The organism is Pseudomonas sp. St290 (genome assembly GCF_018325805.1).
GTDB lineage: Bacteria > Pseudomonadota > Gammaproteobacteria > Pseudomonadales > Pseudomonadaceae > Aquipseudomonas > Aquipseudomonas bijieensis.
Window position 1 is genome coordinate 6350723 of record NZ_AP014703.1, and the last position, 15825, is coordinate 6366547.

Annotated in this window: 11 protein-coding genes and 2 pseudogenes; 2 read left to right on the forward strand and 11 right to left on the reverse strand. The window is 63.0% G+C overall.

Going from position 1 to position 15825, the window contains the following annotated elements; all coding sequences use genetic code 11:
* Positions 1–7: 7 nt before the first annotated feature.
* The 9 genes and pseudogenes from mdcH to PBDP_RS30075 all read right to left on the reverse strand — a co-directional run.
* Positions 8–928, reverse strand: coding sequence for a malonate decarboxylase subunit epsilon (mdcH, locus tag PBDP_RS27870; RefSeq protein ID WP_109755110.1), 921 nt, complete (start codon positions 926–928; stop codon positions 8–10).
* Complete coding sequence (locus PBDP_RS27875; protein WP_109755123.1) at positions 925–1545, reverse strand: malonate decarboxylase holo-ACP synthase; 621 nt, start codon at positions 1543–1545, stop codon at positions 925–927. Before PBDP_RS27875 ends, mdcH begins: the two co-directional genes overlap by 4 nt.
* Positions 1542–2345, reverse strand: coding sequence for a biotin-independent malonate decarboxylase subunit gamma (gene mdcE / locus PBDP_RS27880; RefSeq protein WP_212801572.1), 804 nt, complete (start codon positions 2343–2345; stop codon positions 1542–1544). Before mdcE ends, PBDP_RS27875 begins: the two co-directional genes overlap by 4 nt.
* Positions 2342–3193: a biotin-independent malonate decarboxylase subunit beta gene (locus PBDP_RS27885; protein ID WP_163856296.1), complete on the reverse strand. Its 852-nt coding sequence runs from the start codon at positions 3191–3193 to the stop codon at positions 2342–2344. The genes mdcE and PBDP_RS27885 overlap by 4 nt, the downstream gene beginning before the upstream one ends.
* On the reverse strand, positions 3186–3485 hold the full coding sequence (locus tag PBDP_RS27890; RefSeq protein WP_003206454.1) for a malonate decarboxylase subunit delta: 300 nt from the start codon (positions 3483–3485) through the stop codon (positions 3186–3188). Before PBDP_RS27890 ends, PBDP_RS27885 begins: the two co-directional genes overlap by 8 nt.
* Positions 3485–4360, reverse strand: coding sequence for a triphosphoribosyl-dephospho-CoA synthase (locus PBDP_RS27895; protein WP_109755113.1), 876 nt, complete (start codon positions 4358–4360; stop codon positions 3485–3487). Before PBDP_RS27895 ends, PBDP_RS27890 begins: the two co-directional genes overlap by 1 nt.
* Entirely contained in the window at positions 4361–6031 is a 1671-nt protein-coding gene (gene mdcA, locus PBDP_RS27900; protein WP_109755114.1) for a malonate decarboxylase subunit alpha, read from the reverse strand.
* A gap of 278 nt (positions 6032–6309) precedes the next feature.
* Positions 6310–6651 (reverse strand): annotated as a pseudogene (locus PBDP_RS30070) (DUF6124 family protein).
* Between the two features lie 584 nt (positions 6652–7235).
* A pseudogene (locus tag PBDP_RS30075) lies at positions 7236–7350 on the reverse strand (nucleotidyltransferase domain-containing protein); the annotation flags it as partial.
* 180 nt (positions 7351–7530) lie between these two features.
* Here PBDP_RS30075 and PBDP_RS27910 point away from each other — a divergent pair.
* Both PBDP_RS27910 and PBDP_RS27915 read left to right on the forward strand, forming a co-directional pair.
* Positions 7531–8022: a hypothetical protein gene (locus PBDP_RS27910; protein WP_109755115.1), complete on the forward strand. Its 492-nt coding sequence runs from the start codon at positions 7531–7533 to the stop codon at positions 8020–8022.
* A gap of 283 nt (positions 8023–8305) precedes the next feature.
* Positions 8306–8815: a hypothetical protein gene (locus PBDP_RS27915; protein WP_109755116.1), complete on the forward strand. Its 510-nt coding sequence runs from the start codon at positions 8306–8308 to the stop codon at positions 8813–8815.
* Positions 8816–9338: 523 nt separating this feature from the next.
* On the opposite strand, the gene PBDP_RS27920 is transcribed toward PBDP_RS27915, so the two are convergent.
* Positions 9339–9821, reverse strand: a complete 483-nt coding sequence (locus PBDP_RS27920; RefSeq protein WP_109752372.1) for a chemotaxis protein CheW — start codon at positions 9819–9821, stop codon at positions 9339–9341.
* Positions 9814–15753, reverse strand: a complete 5940-nt coding sequence (locus tag PBDP_RS27925) for an Hpt domain-containing protein (RefSeq protein WP_212801574.1) — start codon at positions 15751–15753, stop codon at positions 9814–9816. The genes PBDP_RS27920 and PBDP_RS27925 overlap by 8 nt, the downstream gene beginning before the upstream one ends.
* Positions 15754–15825 lie beyond the last annotated feature (72 nt).

Below are 15825 nucleotides of genomic sequence, written 5' to 3' on the forward strand. Positions count from 1 at the left end.
CGGGGGTCTAGGGTTGGCGGCTTCCCTCCTCACGTAACAGCGCCTGCAGGGTATCGAGCCGGGCACCGTCGAAGGCCATGACCGTGCCTTGCTCGAACACTCGGCGCGCCAGCCCGGTCAGCACCGCACCGGGCGGCAGTTCGATTTGCAGCCTTACGCCGCGTTCATAGGCGCTTTGCACCGTGCCGCGCCAATCGACGACACGGCACATGTTGAACGCCAGGTCGTCGCGTAGGGCCTCGGGGCTGATCACCGGTCGAGCGCGGCTGCCGCTGAGATAGCCCAGGGTGGGCGCTTTCAACGTCACATCGGCAAACGCTTGGGCCAATGCTTGCGCCGGAGCCTCCAGCAACGGGCAATGGGACGGCACGCTCACCGCCAGCCGACAGGCCTTCCCGGCACCCAGGCTTCGCGCCTGTTTGGCAACGCTGCTCATGGCCTCGTCGCTGCCGGCAATGACCACCTGATTATCGGCATTGATATTGGCCAGGTAGACCGGTGTGCGGTCGCTGTGTACCTGTGCCAGCAACGCTTCCACTGCCGCGAGATCGAGGCCGATGATCGCGGTCATGCCGTAGCCTTGCGGATACGCCCGCTGCATCAACTCGCCGCGCAGGCTGACCAGTCGCAACGCCTCGTCAAACCCCAGCGCACCGGCCACCACCGCCGCCGGGTAGGCACCGATGGATAGTCCTGCCACATAGTCCGGCGCAGGCGCCTGTTCCAGCAAACGACGGGCCGCCGCCACGCCAGCGATCAGCAGGCATAGCTGCACGGCGCGGGTCGATTGCAAGGCCTCGGCGCTGTCCAGTAGCAGGACGTCCTCGCCGAGCACGTCGTTCGCCTCGTCCAGAATGTGCGGCGCAAGGCCATGGAGCATGCCTGCTCGCTGCGCACCCTGGCCGGGAAAGACCAAGAGGCTGCTCACGCGACCTGCTCCACTGAAGATTGCCAAGGATCGCTCACCAACCGGGCCTGAAGATCATCCTTGAGCAAGACCCGGCGCGACAAACCCGCCCATTCGCGCAGGGCCACGGCGCCGCAAGGCGTTTGCAACTGCATGTCCACGGCGCATACCGAAGCATCCAGATGCGCCAGCAACTCCCTGGCCTGGAGACGATCCAGACAGTGCGGCGTGCGCAGGATCAAATCCAGGTCACTGCGTTCATGTAGCGCCTCGATCCCCGTGGCGAGCTCGAACCCGGCGCTACCGCTGACGCCCCAAGTCCAGCCGCTGGCGTCGAGCAGCGGGCGCAGTCGGGACAGCGCTCGCAGGGCTGGCAAGTCGCGAGTCGACGCAACGTGACAAAGGTCTTCTGGCCTGACGCGACGGGCAATCGCCGTGATCGCCATCGACGCTGCATAACGCTGCTCGCGCAAGCGCCCACGCACGCCGACCGCGATTCGATCCGGCGTCGTCAGCGCACGCCGAACCACCACAGGTTGACCGGCGGTGATCGACTCGACCACCCAGGCCGGCGCATCCGCTGGCAACTGCTGCGAGGTCATCCCCCACAGCAGGTCATGGGCCAGAAACGTACTCACCACTGCTCTCTCAGCAGTTGGCGAACCCGGCTCGACGCGATGCGGTTGAACGCACCCAGACGTCCACTCAGATCCCGCGGCCCCGCCTCTACATCGTCAATCGCCTGGAGCAGACACGCCGTCACCCGCTCCAGATCCTCCGCCAACGGCTGTTCAACCTGCTCCACCGACAAGGTTTCCCAAAGCAATCCCAGGCTGGCGAAGCTGTCGATGTCATAGGCCATCGGCGGCACGCTGGCGGCCAGGGCTTCAAGCTCCTCGACGCTGCGCAGGGTCACCCGCGCCGCCGAGGCCTTGCCCATGGCGTGGACCATCACGCCCGGGTCGCGCAGGGCAATCAGTCGGTTGGCCTGGTAGCCGTGGGCCAGAAACGCCCCCGACATGGCCTTGCCCACCAGCAAACCGATCACCGGATGCCCGGCCAACCGCGCCCGGGCATAACTGTCCGCCGCGCCGGCCAAGGCCTGATGAATGCCCAGGGCTTCTTCGCGTCGGCCATAGGCCTGGCTCGGCACATCGACGATGGCTATCAGCGCCCGCTTGTGGGAAGCATCGCGGTCGGCGTCGATCGCATCATCCACGGCTTTGGCCAGGCCCCAACCCTCCAGCAAACCGACTTCGCCGTTGCGCGCCCGGGGGAAACGGTTGTCGGGATCGGCCACCACCGCCAGCAAGCGCACGCTTTGCTCGCCCAGTCTGACGTCGGCGACTTTCAACGAAGCCGGCAAGCCTTCCAGCGGTTTGGCCTCGCCACTCAGGGCCTCGAACCAGCGCAAGCCTCTCAATGAATACGAACTCATGGGCGTTCTCCCTGATACAGCTGACGAACCGCTGCCGGTTCGATTTGCACGTCAGTGTCCAAGCGGGCCAGGCGTTGCAGGAACAACTCGGCTTGGCCGCTGCGGTGTTGCGCGGGCACGCCCAGGTGCAGCAACTGGCTGACTTGTTGACGGATCTGCGCCACATCGTCGGCCGCATAACGATCCACCAATCCCGTGGCAAAACGCTGCTCGCCACCGGTCAGGCTCCAGATAAACGGCCGGTCGCGGGAGTCGTATTCGTCGAGGCCGGCTTCCTGTTCGATCACTTGGGGACCGTTCAGGCCCAGCCGTGCTTCCCGGGTCACCAGCAGATAACTGCACAGCCCGGCGGCAATGGACATGCCGCCAAAGCAACCGACGCTGCCGGCCACCACACCCACCACCGGCTGATACTGACGCAGATCGACTATCGCCGAATGAATCTCGGCAATCGCCGCCAACCCGAGGTTGGCCTCCTGCAAACGCACGCCACCGGTTTCCAGCAGCAATACGGCGCGGGTCGGGATGCCCTTGCGGTTGTCTTCGGCGGCCAGCTCCAAGGCACCGGCAATCTTCGCCCCGCCGACTTCGCCGAGGCTGCCACCCTGAAACGCGCCTTCGATGGCGGCGATCACCACCGACAGGCCATCGAGCGAACCCTTGGCGATCACCACGCCGTCATCGCTTTGCGGCACCACGCCCTGGCGCAACAGCCAGGGCGACATGATTCGCTGGAACGGGTCGAGCAGTTCGCGGAAGGTACCGTCATCGAGCAAGGCCTTGGCCCGTTGCCGGGCGCCGAGTTCGACGAAGCTGTGTTTGTCGAGCAGCGCTGCGCTGTCAGTCATGGCCGATCTCCTCGAAGCCTTGTTCCAGGCGCAGGCGCACCACGCCGGGGGTGGCGCCGAAATCGTGGATGTCGATGGACAGGGCCGGTGGCGTCTGGCCGTCGAACATGCGAGCGAACAGGTGCTGCCAGCGTTGTTCGCTGCCGTTGACCGAGGTCTGCACCTGAATCGTCAGCTTGCCCGCCAGCCCCGGCTCGATCAGCACTTCCAGATCGCCCGAGCCGACGCAGCCCACCAGTGCCCGGCCCCGTGGCGGCTGCCCGGCGGGGAATTCAAAGGATAAGGTTTCCATCAGCACACTCCAGGGAAGAGGCCATCGCCGCGTTCGATACGGTCGAGGAACAGGCAGGCGGCGAGCAAGTCGGCAGCGCCGCCGGGCGAGGCGTTCAAGGCAATCAGTTGTTGGTCGAGCGCGTGCAACTGGCGGCGACCGCCCAGGCTCGCACTGCCACCGGCATCGAGAACCGCTTTGGCGCCGTGCTGCATGGCTTGCAGGCCCTTTTCACCGGCACGGTAGAGCACGCAGGTGTCGGCCAGCGTGGTCATGATCGCCAGCAAGGCATCGAGCCGGGCGTTCTGCTCACCCGCCCCCGCCGCGCGACTGCGCTTGAGTTGCGGCAAGCCCAGACCGGTGACGGCCGGAAACGCCAATTGCGCTTCTTCCCGGGCACCGCGTACGCCGTAGCGTTGGGCGACCTGGGCGCCGTGGCTCAAAGATTGAGGCGCGTAGCGGTCATTGAGCAGGGCCAGGCGGGCGGCCCGTAGCGTAACGGCACTGGCAACGCTGGATTCAGGCTCCAGCGCCGCCGCCGCGACCAGCAAGCCCAGGGCCCAGATCGCACCCCGGTGGGTGTTCACGCCGTTGGTGGTCGCGAGCATCGCCGCTTCACCCTCACGGCCGATCCGCCCAAGGGCTTCACGCAACGGCACGCCGATCTCGCCACAGCCAAGAGCGGCGTCGGCCATTTCCTTGAATGCGGGCCACAGCGACAGCGCCGAGGCATGCATCAGGCCCAGGTGCAGATCGGTGTGGGCGCCATTGCCGCGCCGGTCCACCAAGGCCGGTTTAGGCGACAGGTCGGCTTCGTCGATCAGCGCATCCACCGCCATATCCGCCAGGCGCTCGGCCAAGGAGAGTTTTTTCGGTTGCAGGTTGAAGGCGTGCATTTACCAGCTCCTGAACTTGGCGGGCGGGTTGTAGAGGCCACCGGACCACTCCACCAGATCGGCCACGCTCTTGGCCGCGAGCAGCTCACGAGTGGCGTCGGTGCGGCGGATACCGAGGTCTTCGGGCAAGGCGACCAGCCCTTCGCGGCGCATGCGCGCAGTGTCTTTCGGGTTGTGGCGCAGGCCGATGGCGGTGACCCCGGCCACGGCGGCGATCATCGCCTGGCGCTCCTCAAGGGAGCGGGCCTTGTACAGGTAGGCGATGCCTTCCTCGGTGAGCAGGTGGGTGACGTCGTCGCCATAGATCATGATCGGCGCCAGAGGCATGCCGGCTTTTTTTGCCACGTCCACCGCGTCGAGGGTCTCGACGAACGTCGGTTTGCCGCCCTCCTGGAACGTCTCGACCATCTGCACCACCAGCTTCTTGCCGCGTTCGAGCAACGGCGCCTCGCCGTCGCCGTGACGCATGTCGAGCCAGGCCGGCGTACCGTGACGACGACCGCGCGGGTCGTGGCCCATGTTCGGCGCCCCGCCGAAACCGGCCAGGCGACCACGGGTCACGGTGGAGGAATGACCGTCGCCATCCACTTGCAGAGTGGCGCCGATGAACAGGTCCACCGCGTACTGCCCGGCCAGTTGGCAGACCATGCGGTTGGAGCGCAGCGAGCCGTCGCGTCCGGTGAAGAACACGTCGGGACGGGCGGCGATGTAGTTTTCCATGCCCAACTCAGTGCCGAAGCAATGCACGCTTTCGACCCAGCCGCTTTCGATGGCGGGGATCAGGGTCGGGTGCGGATTGAGGGTCCAGTTGCGACAGATCTTGCCCTTCAGGCCGAGGGACTCGCCGTATGTCGGTAGGATCAGCTCGATGGCGGCGGTATTGAAACCGATGCCGTGATTGAGGGACTGGACGTTGTGTTTTTCGTAGATCCCACGAATCGCCATCATCGCCATCAGCACGTGCACAGGCTTGATGTGGCGCGGGTCGCGGGTGAACAACGGCTCGATGTAGAAGGGCTTGTCGGCCACCACCACGAAATCGACCCAGGAGGCCGGGATATCCACCCGAGGCAGGTCACTGACGTCATCCACCAACTGGTTGACCTGGACAATGACGATACCGTCACTGAAGGCCGCCGGTTCGATCAGCGCCGGCGTGTCTTCGGTGCTGGGGCCGGTGTAGATATTGCCGGCGCGGTCGGCCATGAAACCGGCCGAGAGCACCACGTTGGGGATCAGGTCCACCACCAGTCGGGCATAGAGCTCGATGTAGGTGTGGATCGCGCCGATCTCCAGCAGACCGTCTTCGAGCAACTGGCTGATGCGCAGGCTCTGGGTGCCGGCGAAGGAAAAATCCAGCTTGCGGGCGATGCCGCGTTCGAAAAGATCCAGGTGCTCGGAGCGGCCGACGCTGGGCATGATCATGTGCAGATCGTGCAGCTTCGCAGGGTCGACTTTGGCCAGTGAGCGCGACAGAAAATCCGCCTGCTTCTGGTTGTTCCCCTCCAGCACCACACGGTCGCCAGGCAGGATCAACGCCTCCAACGCCGCAACGATTTTGTCGGTGGGCAACACCACACCGTCGGCAAGCCCCTTCACCAGCTCGAGACGCCGCTGCTTTTCGCCGCGCCGCCGCGTCCAGCGCGAGTCGGGGGATATTGTTGTTGTCATGACCACTCCACGGGTTCGCTGTCGTGGGGGTCACATTAGGAGTGTTGGGGCGAGGGTATCAATCAAGCTTAGCGGCGGATCATTACGGTTGGAGTAATGGTTTGCGATAAACACAAATCAAAATGTGGGAGCTTGCTCGCGATAGCGGTGGGTCAGGCCACATCAACGCTGACTGTTCTGCTTCCATCGCGAGCAGGCTCGCTCCCACAGGGGGTAGGGGTGGATTCGAATTCTGTGGCGAGGGGGTTTGTCCCTTCGCCACAAGAGTGCGCTCGACTTTAGCGCGGGTCGACAATGTCCAGCGCCCGATGGGCCAGCAACTCGCTGAGTTCGATCATCTGCTGGATGCCGGGGCGAACCTTCAAGGTCGAAAGCCAGCTCGTTGAGCATGACATTGGCGGAGGCGAGGGTTTCGCTGAGGTTGGACAGGAGGCATTCGCTGTCGAGGTCATCCACGACAGTGAACAGTTGGCCTGGGGGTTATTTCTTTTTGGTTTGAGGTTTGGGGTCGAGATAGAAACTGAGGGCGCGCTCGGCCGCTTCATCAAGCTTTTGCGAAGCTTGGCCGGCATGGCTGAGGTGGGATCGATTTCGGGAGGATTGGGTGTGGCTTTGAACATAGGGTGACACTCCGTTTACTGGTTGGAGCTGCCACGTTCGTTTCCAAGCGAGGGGGTGGCAGCCGTACGCAGGTTGGAAAACCGGGGTAAACGAGCCCGGCAGACCCGAAGGTCTCCCGCGCACAGCTGCCATAACGAAAGCATGGTCAAAAAACGACCGCAAGCATACGTTATGAAGGGCGCTTTCGCGCCGTCTACTTATCGGATTTCCAAGCCCGGCCGCTGAATTTGCAACGACGGGAAAAGCCTAGCGACAGCCCTTCCCACCCGGCAACCGCCAGAGCTCGTCGGAAAAATCAACCTGAGTCAGGAAGTGTGTCCGACCATTCCCACAACGCTTGGTCGGCTGTCAGGCCGCCATCGCGAGCAGGCTCACTCCCACACTGGTTTCGGTCGTTTATAAGATCAGTGCCCACCGCCAATCTTGTGGGAGCAAAGCTTGCTCGCGATAGCGGTGGGTCTAATTGCATCAATGCTGAATGTGCCGCCGCCTTCGCGAGCAAGCTTTGCTCCCACAGGTCCTGCTCAAACAGGTCTATATGTACTCAGCCAACAAAATCCTGCTCCCACCGGATCGTCGGCTACAGGCCTTCGCCGATCAGCAGGAGATCCATGTCACTGGGATGCGTTGGCCTGGCCTTTGGCAATGGAGCCGTAGACGAACGCCCAGCTCAGTTGTCTGGAAAACGGCTCCAAGGCTTAGCGCTGGTATAGAAGCTTTGATCGGGCTGACCGAAACCGCTTGTCGGTTAACCGCTTCGACCTGTCAACCCTGACAGTAGCCAAGCAGTCCTCCCCGACGCCTACTAAACCCTGCTGCGATTGTTTATGTCCGGTTTCAAGGGCTGGTCGACAGCGCAAATGACCGGAGACATCAATATGAAATTTCCTGATGAAACTGACTTCGAATCGAATGGGCGAAATGGGTGGGAAAATGGCGAAGAAATCACAGGAGAACTTATTACCGTAGATGGGAATACTTTCTGGAAAGGTGAACTGAAGCCCCTAGTCTCCTTTCCGACCTTCAGAGCATCTCTGAAGAAAAAATTCACGTTTCAGACCAAAGAAGAAAGAACCGATTTGTACTGTATATCCTTTAATTATCGTGTCCATAAACTCGAAGATGACGAGGCAAGACTCCTTGTTCTTGCGATCGCCATGGGGAACCCAAGAACCTCCTTCAATTTAGATAACGATTTGGATGAGAACACTGAAGTAGACAAATGGCTGCTGGCGACGACGGAGACGACCCCCAACCAGTGGTTCGCGCGGTCAAACGAAATAATTCAGATTGGCACGCGTGGCGGTATATCCGAGACAAGATCCCGTCGAATAGATATCGATAATATCTATGTTTGGAAACAGACCTAGTGCAGATAAATCTGGGCCCCCCTCAAGGTAACTCGCGATGGCGGCACACTTCGCCTTCGCGAGCAGGCTCGCTCCCGCAAAGCGTCATGTGATTGCATTCGAATGAGCGAAGCGGCCCTCAGGCAGCTCTTCCCATACGCAGCCGTTTGTCGGATTGCAGCTCTAACCTGTCAACCCTGACAGTAGCCAACCCACCGGCCTCAGCGCCGAATAGGTTGCGCCGCGATCTTCAATGCCCGGACTCCTCGGGCAGGATCACAAGCGCTGTGGCGGGAGAAACAGCATGAACCACGACAAGTATGGGCACGACTTTCAAGATGGAAAACGCAACGGCTGGGAAAATGACATTGGGTCCCCGGATGGGGTACTCAAATCGGAAGAAGGCCCAGGGGGCAAGAATACTTTCTGGTCCGGCAAGCTGGAGTACAGGCCTCCAAACATATTCCTGCCCTCTCTCGCCAAGATGTTTACCTTTCCGGGCCCAAGGCAGGATGACCCAAAACCGGAGAAAGGTTTTCTTTTTACCTCCTTCAGATACAGAGTTCACCCACCGGAGGCGGGGGAAGCCACAACGATCAGGGTCATTGTTACAGCGAACGTATCGCTGGGTTATAACGCCTTCTATATAGATCCGAACACGCCAACCGGTGTGTGGCTCCAAACTGATCCCATCGGCGTTCGCTACTCTGGTACCAAGGCCCATATCGTGATCGGTACGAATGCCGCAGAGCCCGGAGTGTCCCGTAAGTTTGACCTCGATAACATCGAGGTTGTGCGAGTTCCCGATAAATAGAAACTCAAGAACGGTCGCCTGGTTTGCGGAGGTTTTTACCCAGCGGAGCCAATTCCCTCGCCGCGGGCTTTCGGCACCCCGAGTTTCAAGTTGAAATACCCTCCCACAGGAGGAACGCGGTCGCCCAAAACCAGGTCGGCTATTAGGCCGCCTCGCAGTGGACATAGATTTTGGCGCTCCATTAACCACGCTGGCCGAACGCAGGCATTGTGGAGTGGGCAACCCGGCATGGATGCCGGGTTAGCCGCGCTGGGCCATGGATGGCCCTTCGCGGCAGCCCACGGAGCAATGCCGGAATGAGGCACACCGAGCCTAGGCGAGGTGCCGAGTGGTGGGGCAAAAGCGCTTTGGTTACTTTCGCCTGGGCCGGCATTCCGGCTTTTCGAAAGTGACCCGCCGTCAGGGCGGCCCCCTAAGTCGCCGTTACCGCAGCAATGGATATGTACTCAATCAACAAAACCCTAGCCGACTGCCAGGCCGCCATCGCGAGCAAGCTCGCTCCCACAGGGGAGATATGCATGGCTCAGGTTGTGTGAGGTTGAATCAAGCCCGCAGCCATCACCAACTCTTCCAACGCCAACAAATCCGGCACTTTCGCCACATGCTCCCCCACTTGCACCGCCGCCTGTTCCAACCCGCACAACGGCACGTCGACGTAGCTCAACTGACTGTCGAGCTTGTAGGAACGCGGGATGCCTTGCACCAACAGCGCAATGAACCGCAACTCCGGGCGCCCGCCGAGGGCGTTGAGCACGACGATGCGTGCTCGCTCGCCCACCACGGTTTTCTGGCCGCAGGCCGACTCGAAGCTCAGCAGCGGGATTTGCCGTTCGCGCCAGCTCACCCAGCCCAGGAACCATGGCGGGGTGTCCATATCGAATGCGCTGCTCTGGTAGTCGATCAGTTCGGCCACGGCCACGTTGGGCAACACCAGGTGCCGGTCGGCCAATGGCAGCAGCAGGCCGGTAAGTGGGCTGGTGCGCTGATGAAGATGCAAATCATGCATGGGTCTTGCTCCAGTGCGCGATGCTGTCGAGCAGCACCGATTCCTGGTACGGCTTGCCCAGGTAGTCGTTGACGCCGATGGCCATGGCGCGATCGCGGTGTTTCTGGCCGGTGCGGGAGGTGATCATGATGATCGGCAGGTGCGCCAGACGCGGGTCGTTGCGTACTTGGGTGGCCACTTCGAAGCCGTCCATGCGCGGCATTTCGATGTCCAGCAGCATCAGGTCCGGGGAGTGTTCGGCCAGCAGCGCCATGGCGTCCACGCCATCCTTGGCGGTGAGCACGTGCATGCCATGACGCTCCAACAAGCGGCTGGTGACCTTGCGTACCGTCACCGAGTCGTCCACCACCAGCACCAGCAACGGTCGCTGATGTTCGCCCTCGCCTTGCGTCGCTGTCGGGCGGCGCGGGACCTGGTGGGGCAAGGCACGGATGGGCGCCAGCAGGTCGAGGATCAATACCACCCGGCCGTCTCCCAGGATCGTCGCCCCGGACAGGCCCTGCACCGCCGAGAATTGCGGACCCAGGCTCTTGACCACGATCTCCCGGGTCCCGGCGGTCGCGTCCACTTGCACGGCGACGTGCCGCTCGTTGCACTGCACCAGCAGCACCGGCAACGGCTGGCTCTGGCCTAACAGTTTCGGGCGGGCGCCGGTTTTCAACAGCTCGCCGAGGTAGCACAACTCATAACGTTGCCCGGCGTAGGTGTAGGTCGGCGAATCGAGCTGGTAATAGCCGTCCAGTTCGGCGGGCAACACCCGGACGATGCTTTCGATGGTGTTCAGCGGAATCGCGTACTGGTCTTCATGGCACTGCACCATCAGCGCCCGGTTGACCGCCACGGTAAACGGCAGGCGAATGCGAAAGTGCACGCCCTGCCCCGGCGTGGAATCGATGCCCATGCTGCCGCCCAGTTGCCGCACCTCTTCGTGGACCACGTCCATGCCAACGCCGCGCCCGGAGATCTGGGTGATTTTTTCCGCGGTGGAAAACCCCGGTTGCAGGATGAACTGCAACACGTCGCGGTCGCTGATGTCACTGTCCGGCGCCAACAGGCCACGCTTGATCGCCTTGCTCCGCACCGCCTCCAGCGGCACGCCGGCGCCATCGTCACGGATGTCGAAAATGATGTCGCCGCCTTCCCGGGACAGGTCGAGGCTGATGCGCCCCCGGGCCGGTTTACCAGCGGCAATGCGCACATCGGCCGGCTCCAGGCCATGGTCGACGGCGTTGCGCAGCATGTGCTCCAAAGGCGCGGCCATGCGCTCCAACACGTTGCGGTCCATCTCGCCATCGGCGTTGCCGACCACGAACTCCACGTCCTTGCCCAGTTCCTGCGCCACTTGCCGCACGATGCGCTTGAGCCGTGGCAACATTCGCTCGAACGGCACCATGCGCGTACGCATCAGGCCTTCCTGGAGTTCGGTGTTGATGCGCCCCTGCTGTTGCAGCAGGACCTCGGCATCGTGATTGCTGCGATCAAGGGTTTCCTTGAGTTCGAGCAAGTCCGAGGCGGACTCGAACAGCGCCCGGGACAGCTGCTGCAACTGGGAATGGCGGTCCATTTCCAGCGGGTCGAATTCTTCGTAGCCCAGGCGCTCGGCCTCCACCTGCTGACGGCTGAGGATTCGCCCCTGGGTTTCGGTATCCAGGCGCCGCAACTGATCGCGCATGCGCTCGATGGTGGTTTCCATTTCGCCGAGGGCCACGCGCGCGTCGTTGACCTGCTGTTCGATGCGCCCACGGAAGATCGACGTTTCGCCGGCCAGGTTCACCAGGTCGTCGAGCAGTTCGGCGGAGACCTTGACCATGTCCGCCCCGTCGCCCGGGGCACCAGGGTCAGGTCTTGCGGGCGCCGCCGGCGGGCTCACGATGGGATTGGAGACGGGGGCCGGCTCCGGCGCCGCGACAGCCTGCGGCGCAGCATTCTCCTGGGGATGATTCACCGCCTGGATCTGCGCGATCAGCCGGTCGGCCAGCGGGCACGGGTGGCCGGCGCGCACCGCGTCGAGCATCTGCGCCAGACGGTCATGGCTGCTCTGCAGCAAGGTGAACAACGCCGGTGTCGGCTGAAGCAGGCCCGCCGACAAGCCTTCGTAGAGGTTTTCCAGCTCGTGGGCCAAGTCGCCGATGGGGACGATTTCCACCATGCGCGCACCGCCCTTGAGGGTGTGCAAGTCCCGCAGCAGGGTTTCCACTGCCTGGCGGTTCGACGGTTCTTCTTGCCAACGCAGCAGCGCCGCGCCTGAGCTGTCGAGGATATCGAAACCTTCTTCAAGGAAGATTTCCAGCAGCTCGGGATCATGACCAGCACCGTCGGCCGGGTTCGCTGCGCTCGTCTCGATGGCGTTAGGCTTGTCCTGGCGGAACCGTCGTATGGCGTCGATCAGCGCCACGGGATCGCCCAACGGCTGGCCCTGCTGCAACTGCCCAAGCAACAGGTCGAGGCGTTCGTGGCTGCTTTCGAGCAGTTGCGCCAGTTCCTCGCTGTAACTGTAACGGCGGTCCACCAGCCCTTCGTAGAGATTTTCCAGTTCCTGGGCCAGGTCGCTCACCGGCCGGATGTCGGCCATGCGCGCACCGCCTTTGAGGGTGTGCAAATCACGTTGCAGCGAGGACAGCGGCGCGCCGTTATCCGGATCGGCCAACCAGCGCTGCAAGGCCTGGGCAGCGCTTTCGAGGATGTCCTGGGCTTCTTCGAGGAAAATCGACGCCAGCTCATCCTCCACCGAGGTATCGGCGGGCGCGGCGCGTTCCATTTCCGCTGTTGCTTGGCCCAGCTCACGGATGCTCAGGGTCCGGCTACCATCGCTACGGATCAGGCCGGTGGCCGACGGGTCGAGGCTCTCCTGGAGCAAGCGGCGCAGGGCTTGGACCCGTTCCGGCTGCGCATGCACATGCTGCCCGGCCGCCAGTTGATCGAGCATGTCGATCAGTGCTTCGTGGGCGAGCTGCGCTTGCCGGAAAAACTCATCGCTGACCGCCAGGCTGCTTTCTTCTACCGCACCATAGAGGTCCAGCAAGGCTTCACAGAGTTCGTCGACCGGACGCAGGTCGGCCAGGTGCGCGCCTTCGCCGAGAGTGGTCAGCTCATCGAGCAGCGCACTCAGCTCCTGGCCCTCGCCAGGGTGCTGCTGCCAGCGCTGCAAGAGGCTTTCGGCATCCAGCAGGATGTCCATGCCCTGGGCGAGGAAGTTGTTGATCAGTTGTGGGTCGCGTTTGGTCCGTAGCGCCTGGTCCGGCGCACTGTTGGCGGCGCGCAAGCGCTCGGCCAGCAGGGCTTGGGCGCGCTGGATCAGATCCGTTGCACCGGGAATCGCCGCCAGCGGCTCGCTGTGCAACTGGCGCAAGCCCCGGCGTAGCAGCCCTTCGGCTTCCATCAGCAACTCGACCTCATCCAGGTCCAGGGCAATCAGGTGCGCCCGGTATTCCCGGGCCAGCTCATCCATCGCACCGGCCAGCTCGGCGATAGGCAGCACGCCGGCCATGGACGCGCTGCCCTTGAGGGTGTGCAAGGCCCGCTGCAATTCATCGCTGGCCTGCAACGGCAAGTGGTCGGCCGCCTGATCGAGAAAGCGATTGAGGCTAGCGAGGTGGCCCTGGGCTTCGTTGTCGAAGATCTTCAACAGCAACGGATCGAGGGCGGCCACGTCCTGCTCGTCTTCATCGTCCTCATCGCCGCCCTTGGCCAGGACATGGGCGCGGGCGGCCAAACGGTCGACATCGTCGCGCTGGCGCTGGCGATTGGCGGCGAATTCGGTCACCAGGTCCGGTAACAATTGCACCGTGGCTTCGATCAACTGACGCACCGAAGCCTGCGGCTCGACGCTGCGCTCCAGCACCCGGTTGAGCAGGTTTTCCACAGCCCAGGCCAGTTCACCGAGCACCAGCGCCCGGACCATCCGGCCACTGCCCTTGAGGGTGTGGAAGGCCCGTCGCAGTTCACCCAGGGCAACAGGGTCGTCGGGATGCGCACTCCAACGCGGCAGGTACTCACGCAGAACATCGAGCACCTCGTCGGCTTCTTCGAGGAAGACCTCGCGCAACTCGTCGTCCACCGGATTTTCATCCATCGGTGGCGGTAACAGGCTGCCCGGGGTGCTCCTGGCCGGCGGATTGACCGCCGAGACCGGGCTGGCCAGCACCTCGGCCAAGGACTGCACAGTCTGCGGGTCATCCAGTTCCTGCAAGTCCTGCATGACCTGGGCTTCGTTGGGGCTCAACACATCATCGAGCACCGGCACCCGTGCTTCGTCAGGGAAATAGCCGAGCGCGGCCAGGCTCCGTTCGACCCCGTCCAGCAAGGGCTCGCCAGGGGTTTCCGGGTCCTCGCTCAAGCGTTCCAGATAGTATTCGAGGCCGGTGATCACGTCGGCCAGGTGGTCGAGTTCTTCCCAGCCCGGCTGGGCCTGCTCCAGCAACAGATGGTCGCGGATGAACGCGTTGCAGGCCTCCACCAGGCTGGCGGCACGGCTCAGGGGAATCATCGCCAGCGCGCCGCGCACCTGGGTCAGCAGCGCCGGCAAGGGCAGTAGTTGCTCGCTGTTCCAGTCCGCGTCGATGTAGTCGACGATCATGTCCTTGGCCTGTTGCAGGCAGGTATGGGCCTCCTTGATGACAATCTGGTGGATCTGGGTCAGGTCGGTGGTGGGCAGGTGCGTGTCTTCGCGGCTCTCGGGTTCGACGGTGCCGACCATGCCGGCCAGGGTCGCCTCGACGTAGAGCAAGGCTCCGGCGACGTCCATGAGGGTCGCGTCATCCGGTTCGCGCTGGCCCTGGGCGAGGCTCAACACCACCGCCAGTTGATCGATGATGACCTTGCGCGGTTGACCGAAACCCAGCACCGCCAGGGTGTCGGCGATCTGCCGCAGCGGCGCCAACAGGCTGTCCAGCTCCGAGGCGTGCTGGCGATCGCTGCGTACGAACAGGTCCAGGCGTTCCTTGACCCGTACCAGTTCTTCGCAGAGCGCGGCGAGCACCGAGCGCATGGCGTCACGGTCGGGCCCGGCCAGACGTGCGCGTTCTTCGTCGACCATGGCGCTGTCGGGTAGCGCGTCGTCCAGTGAGTAGCGTTCTTTCATGATCTGCATCTGCCCGCTGGGATGTTCGGCCTTGGCAATATAGAACAACAAACTCTTGAGCAGGTGGGGCGGTGCCGGCTGATTGATGCCGGGCATGCCTTGCTCCAGCAGGCGCTTGAGTTCCTTGTCGGCTTCCTTGAACAGGCTGCGCAGCGCCGGGCTGTTGGCGATGCGCCCGTCACGCATGCCTTCGACCAGCGCCGAGGCCACCTGCCATAATGCATTGAGCGGCGCCCCGGCACACAATGTTTCCAGGCGATGGAAAACCTTGGCCAGGTAACCGAGGTGGGTCGTGTCGTCCTGTTCGCGCAGCAAGCCCACCAGGGCCATTTGCAGGGTCTGGCGCAATTTGCGCAAGGTGTTTGGCAGGTCAGCGGGCTCGAGACGCTGCAAGGCCTCGTCGCTGAGTGGCGCAATATCGGGCAATTCGGGGCTGAACAGGCTGGTTTCCGACAACAGGCTCTCGCCCCGGGCACTGCGCAGGTCGTTGATCAAGGGCAGAACCACCAGCGGCAGGTCGCGACGGGCACCTTGTACGCGGTCCAGATAGATCGGCAACTGCCCCAGGGCCTGGCTCAACAGGCTGATGGCTTCGTCGCGATGGGTCACGCGGTTGTCCTGCAGGGCGGCGCACAGCTGTTCCATCTCCTCGGCCAGCAACGCCGCACCGTAGAATTCGACCATCTGCAGGCCGCCATGGACCTGGTGAATGCAGGCCAGGCATTGCCCGAGGGCATCCGACGCCTGCGGATCGTCCACCAGGCGGTTAAGGGCCAGATGAGCCTGCTTCAGCGTTTCGGCAATCTCGCCCTTGACCCATTCCAGGGCCACGTAGTCGTGCCGATCACCCATAACCACTCCAAATCAAAGTCGTATGCCGCAGGCGCTTATCAGCCTTTGTGGCGAGGGGATTTATCCCCGCTG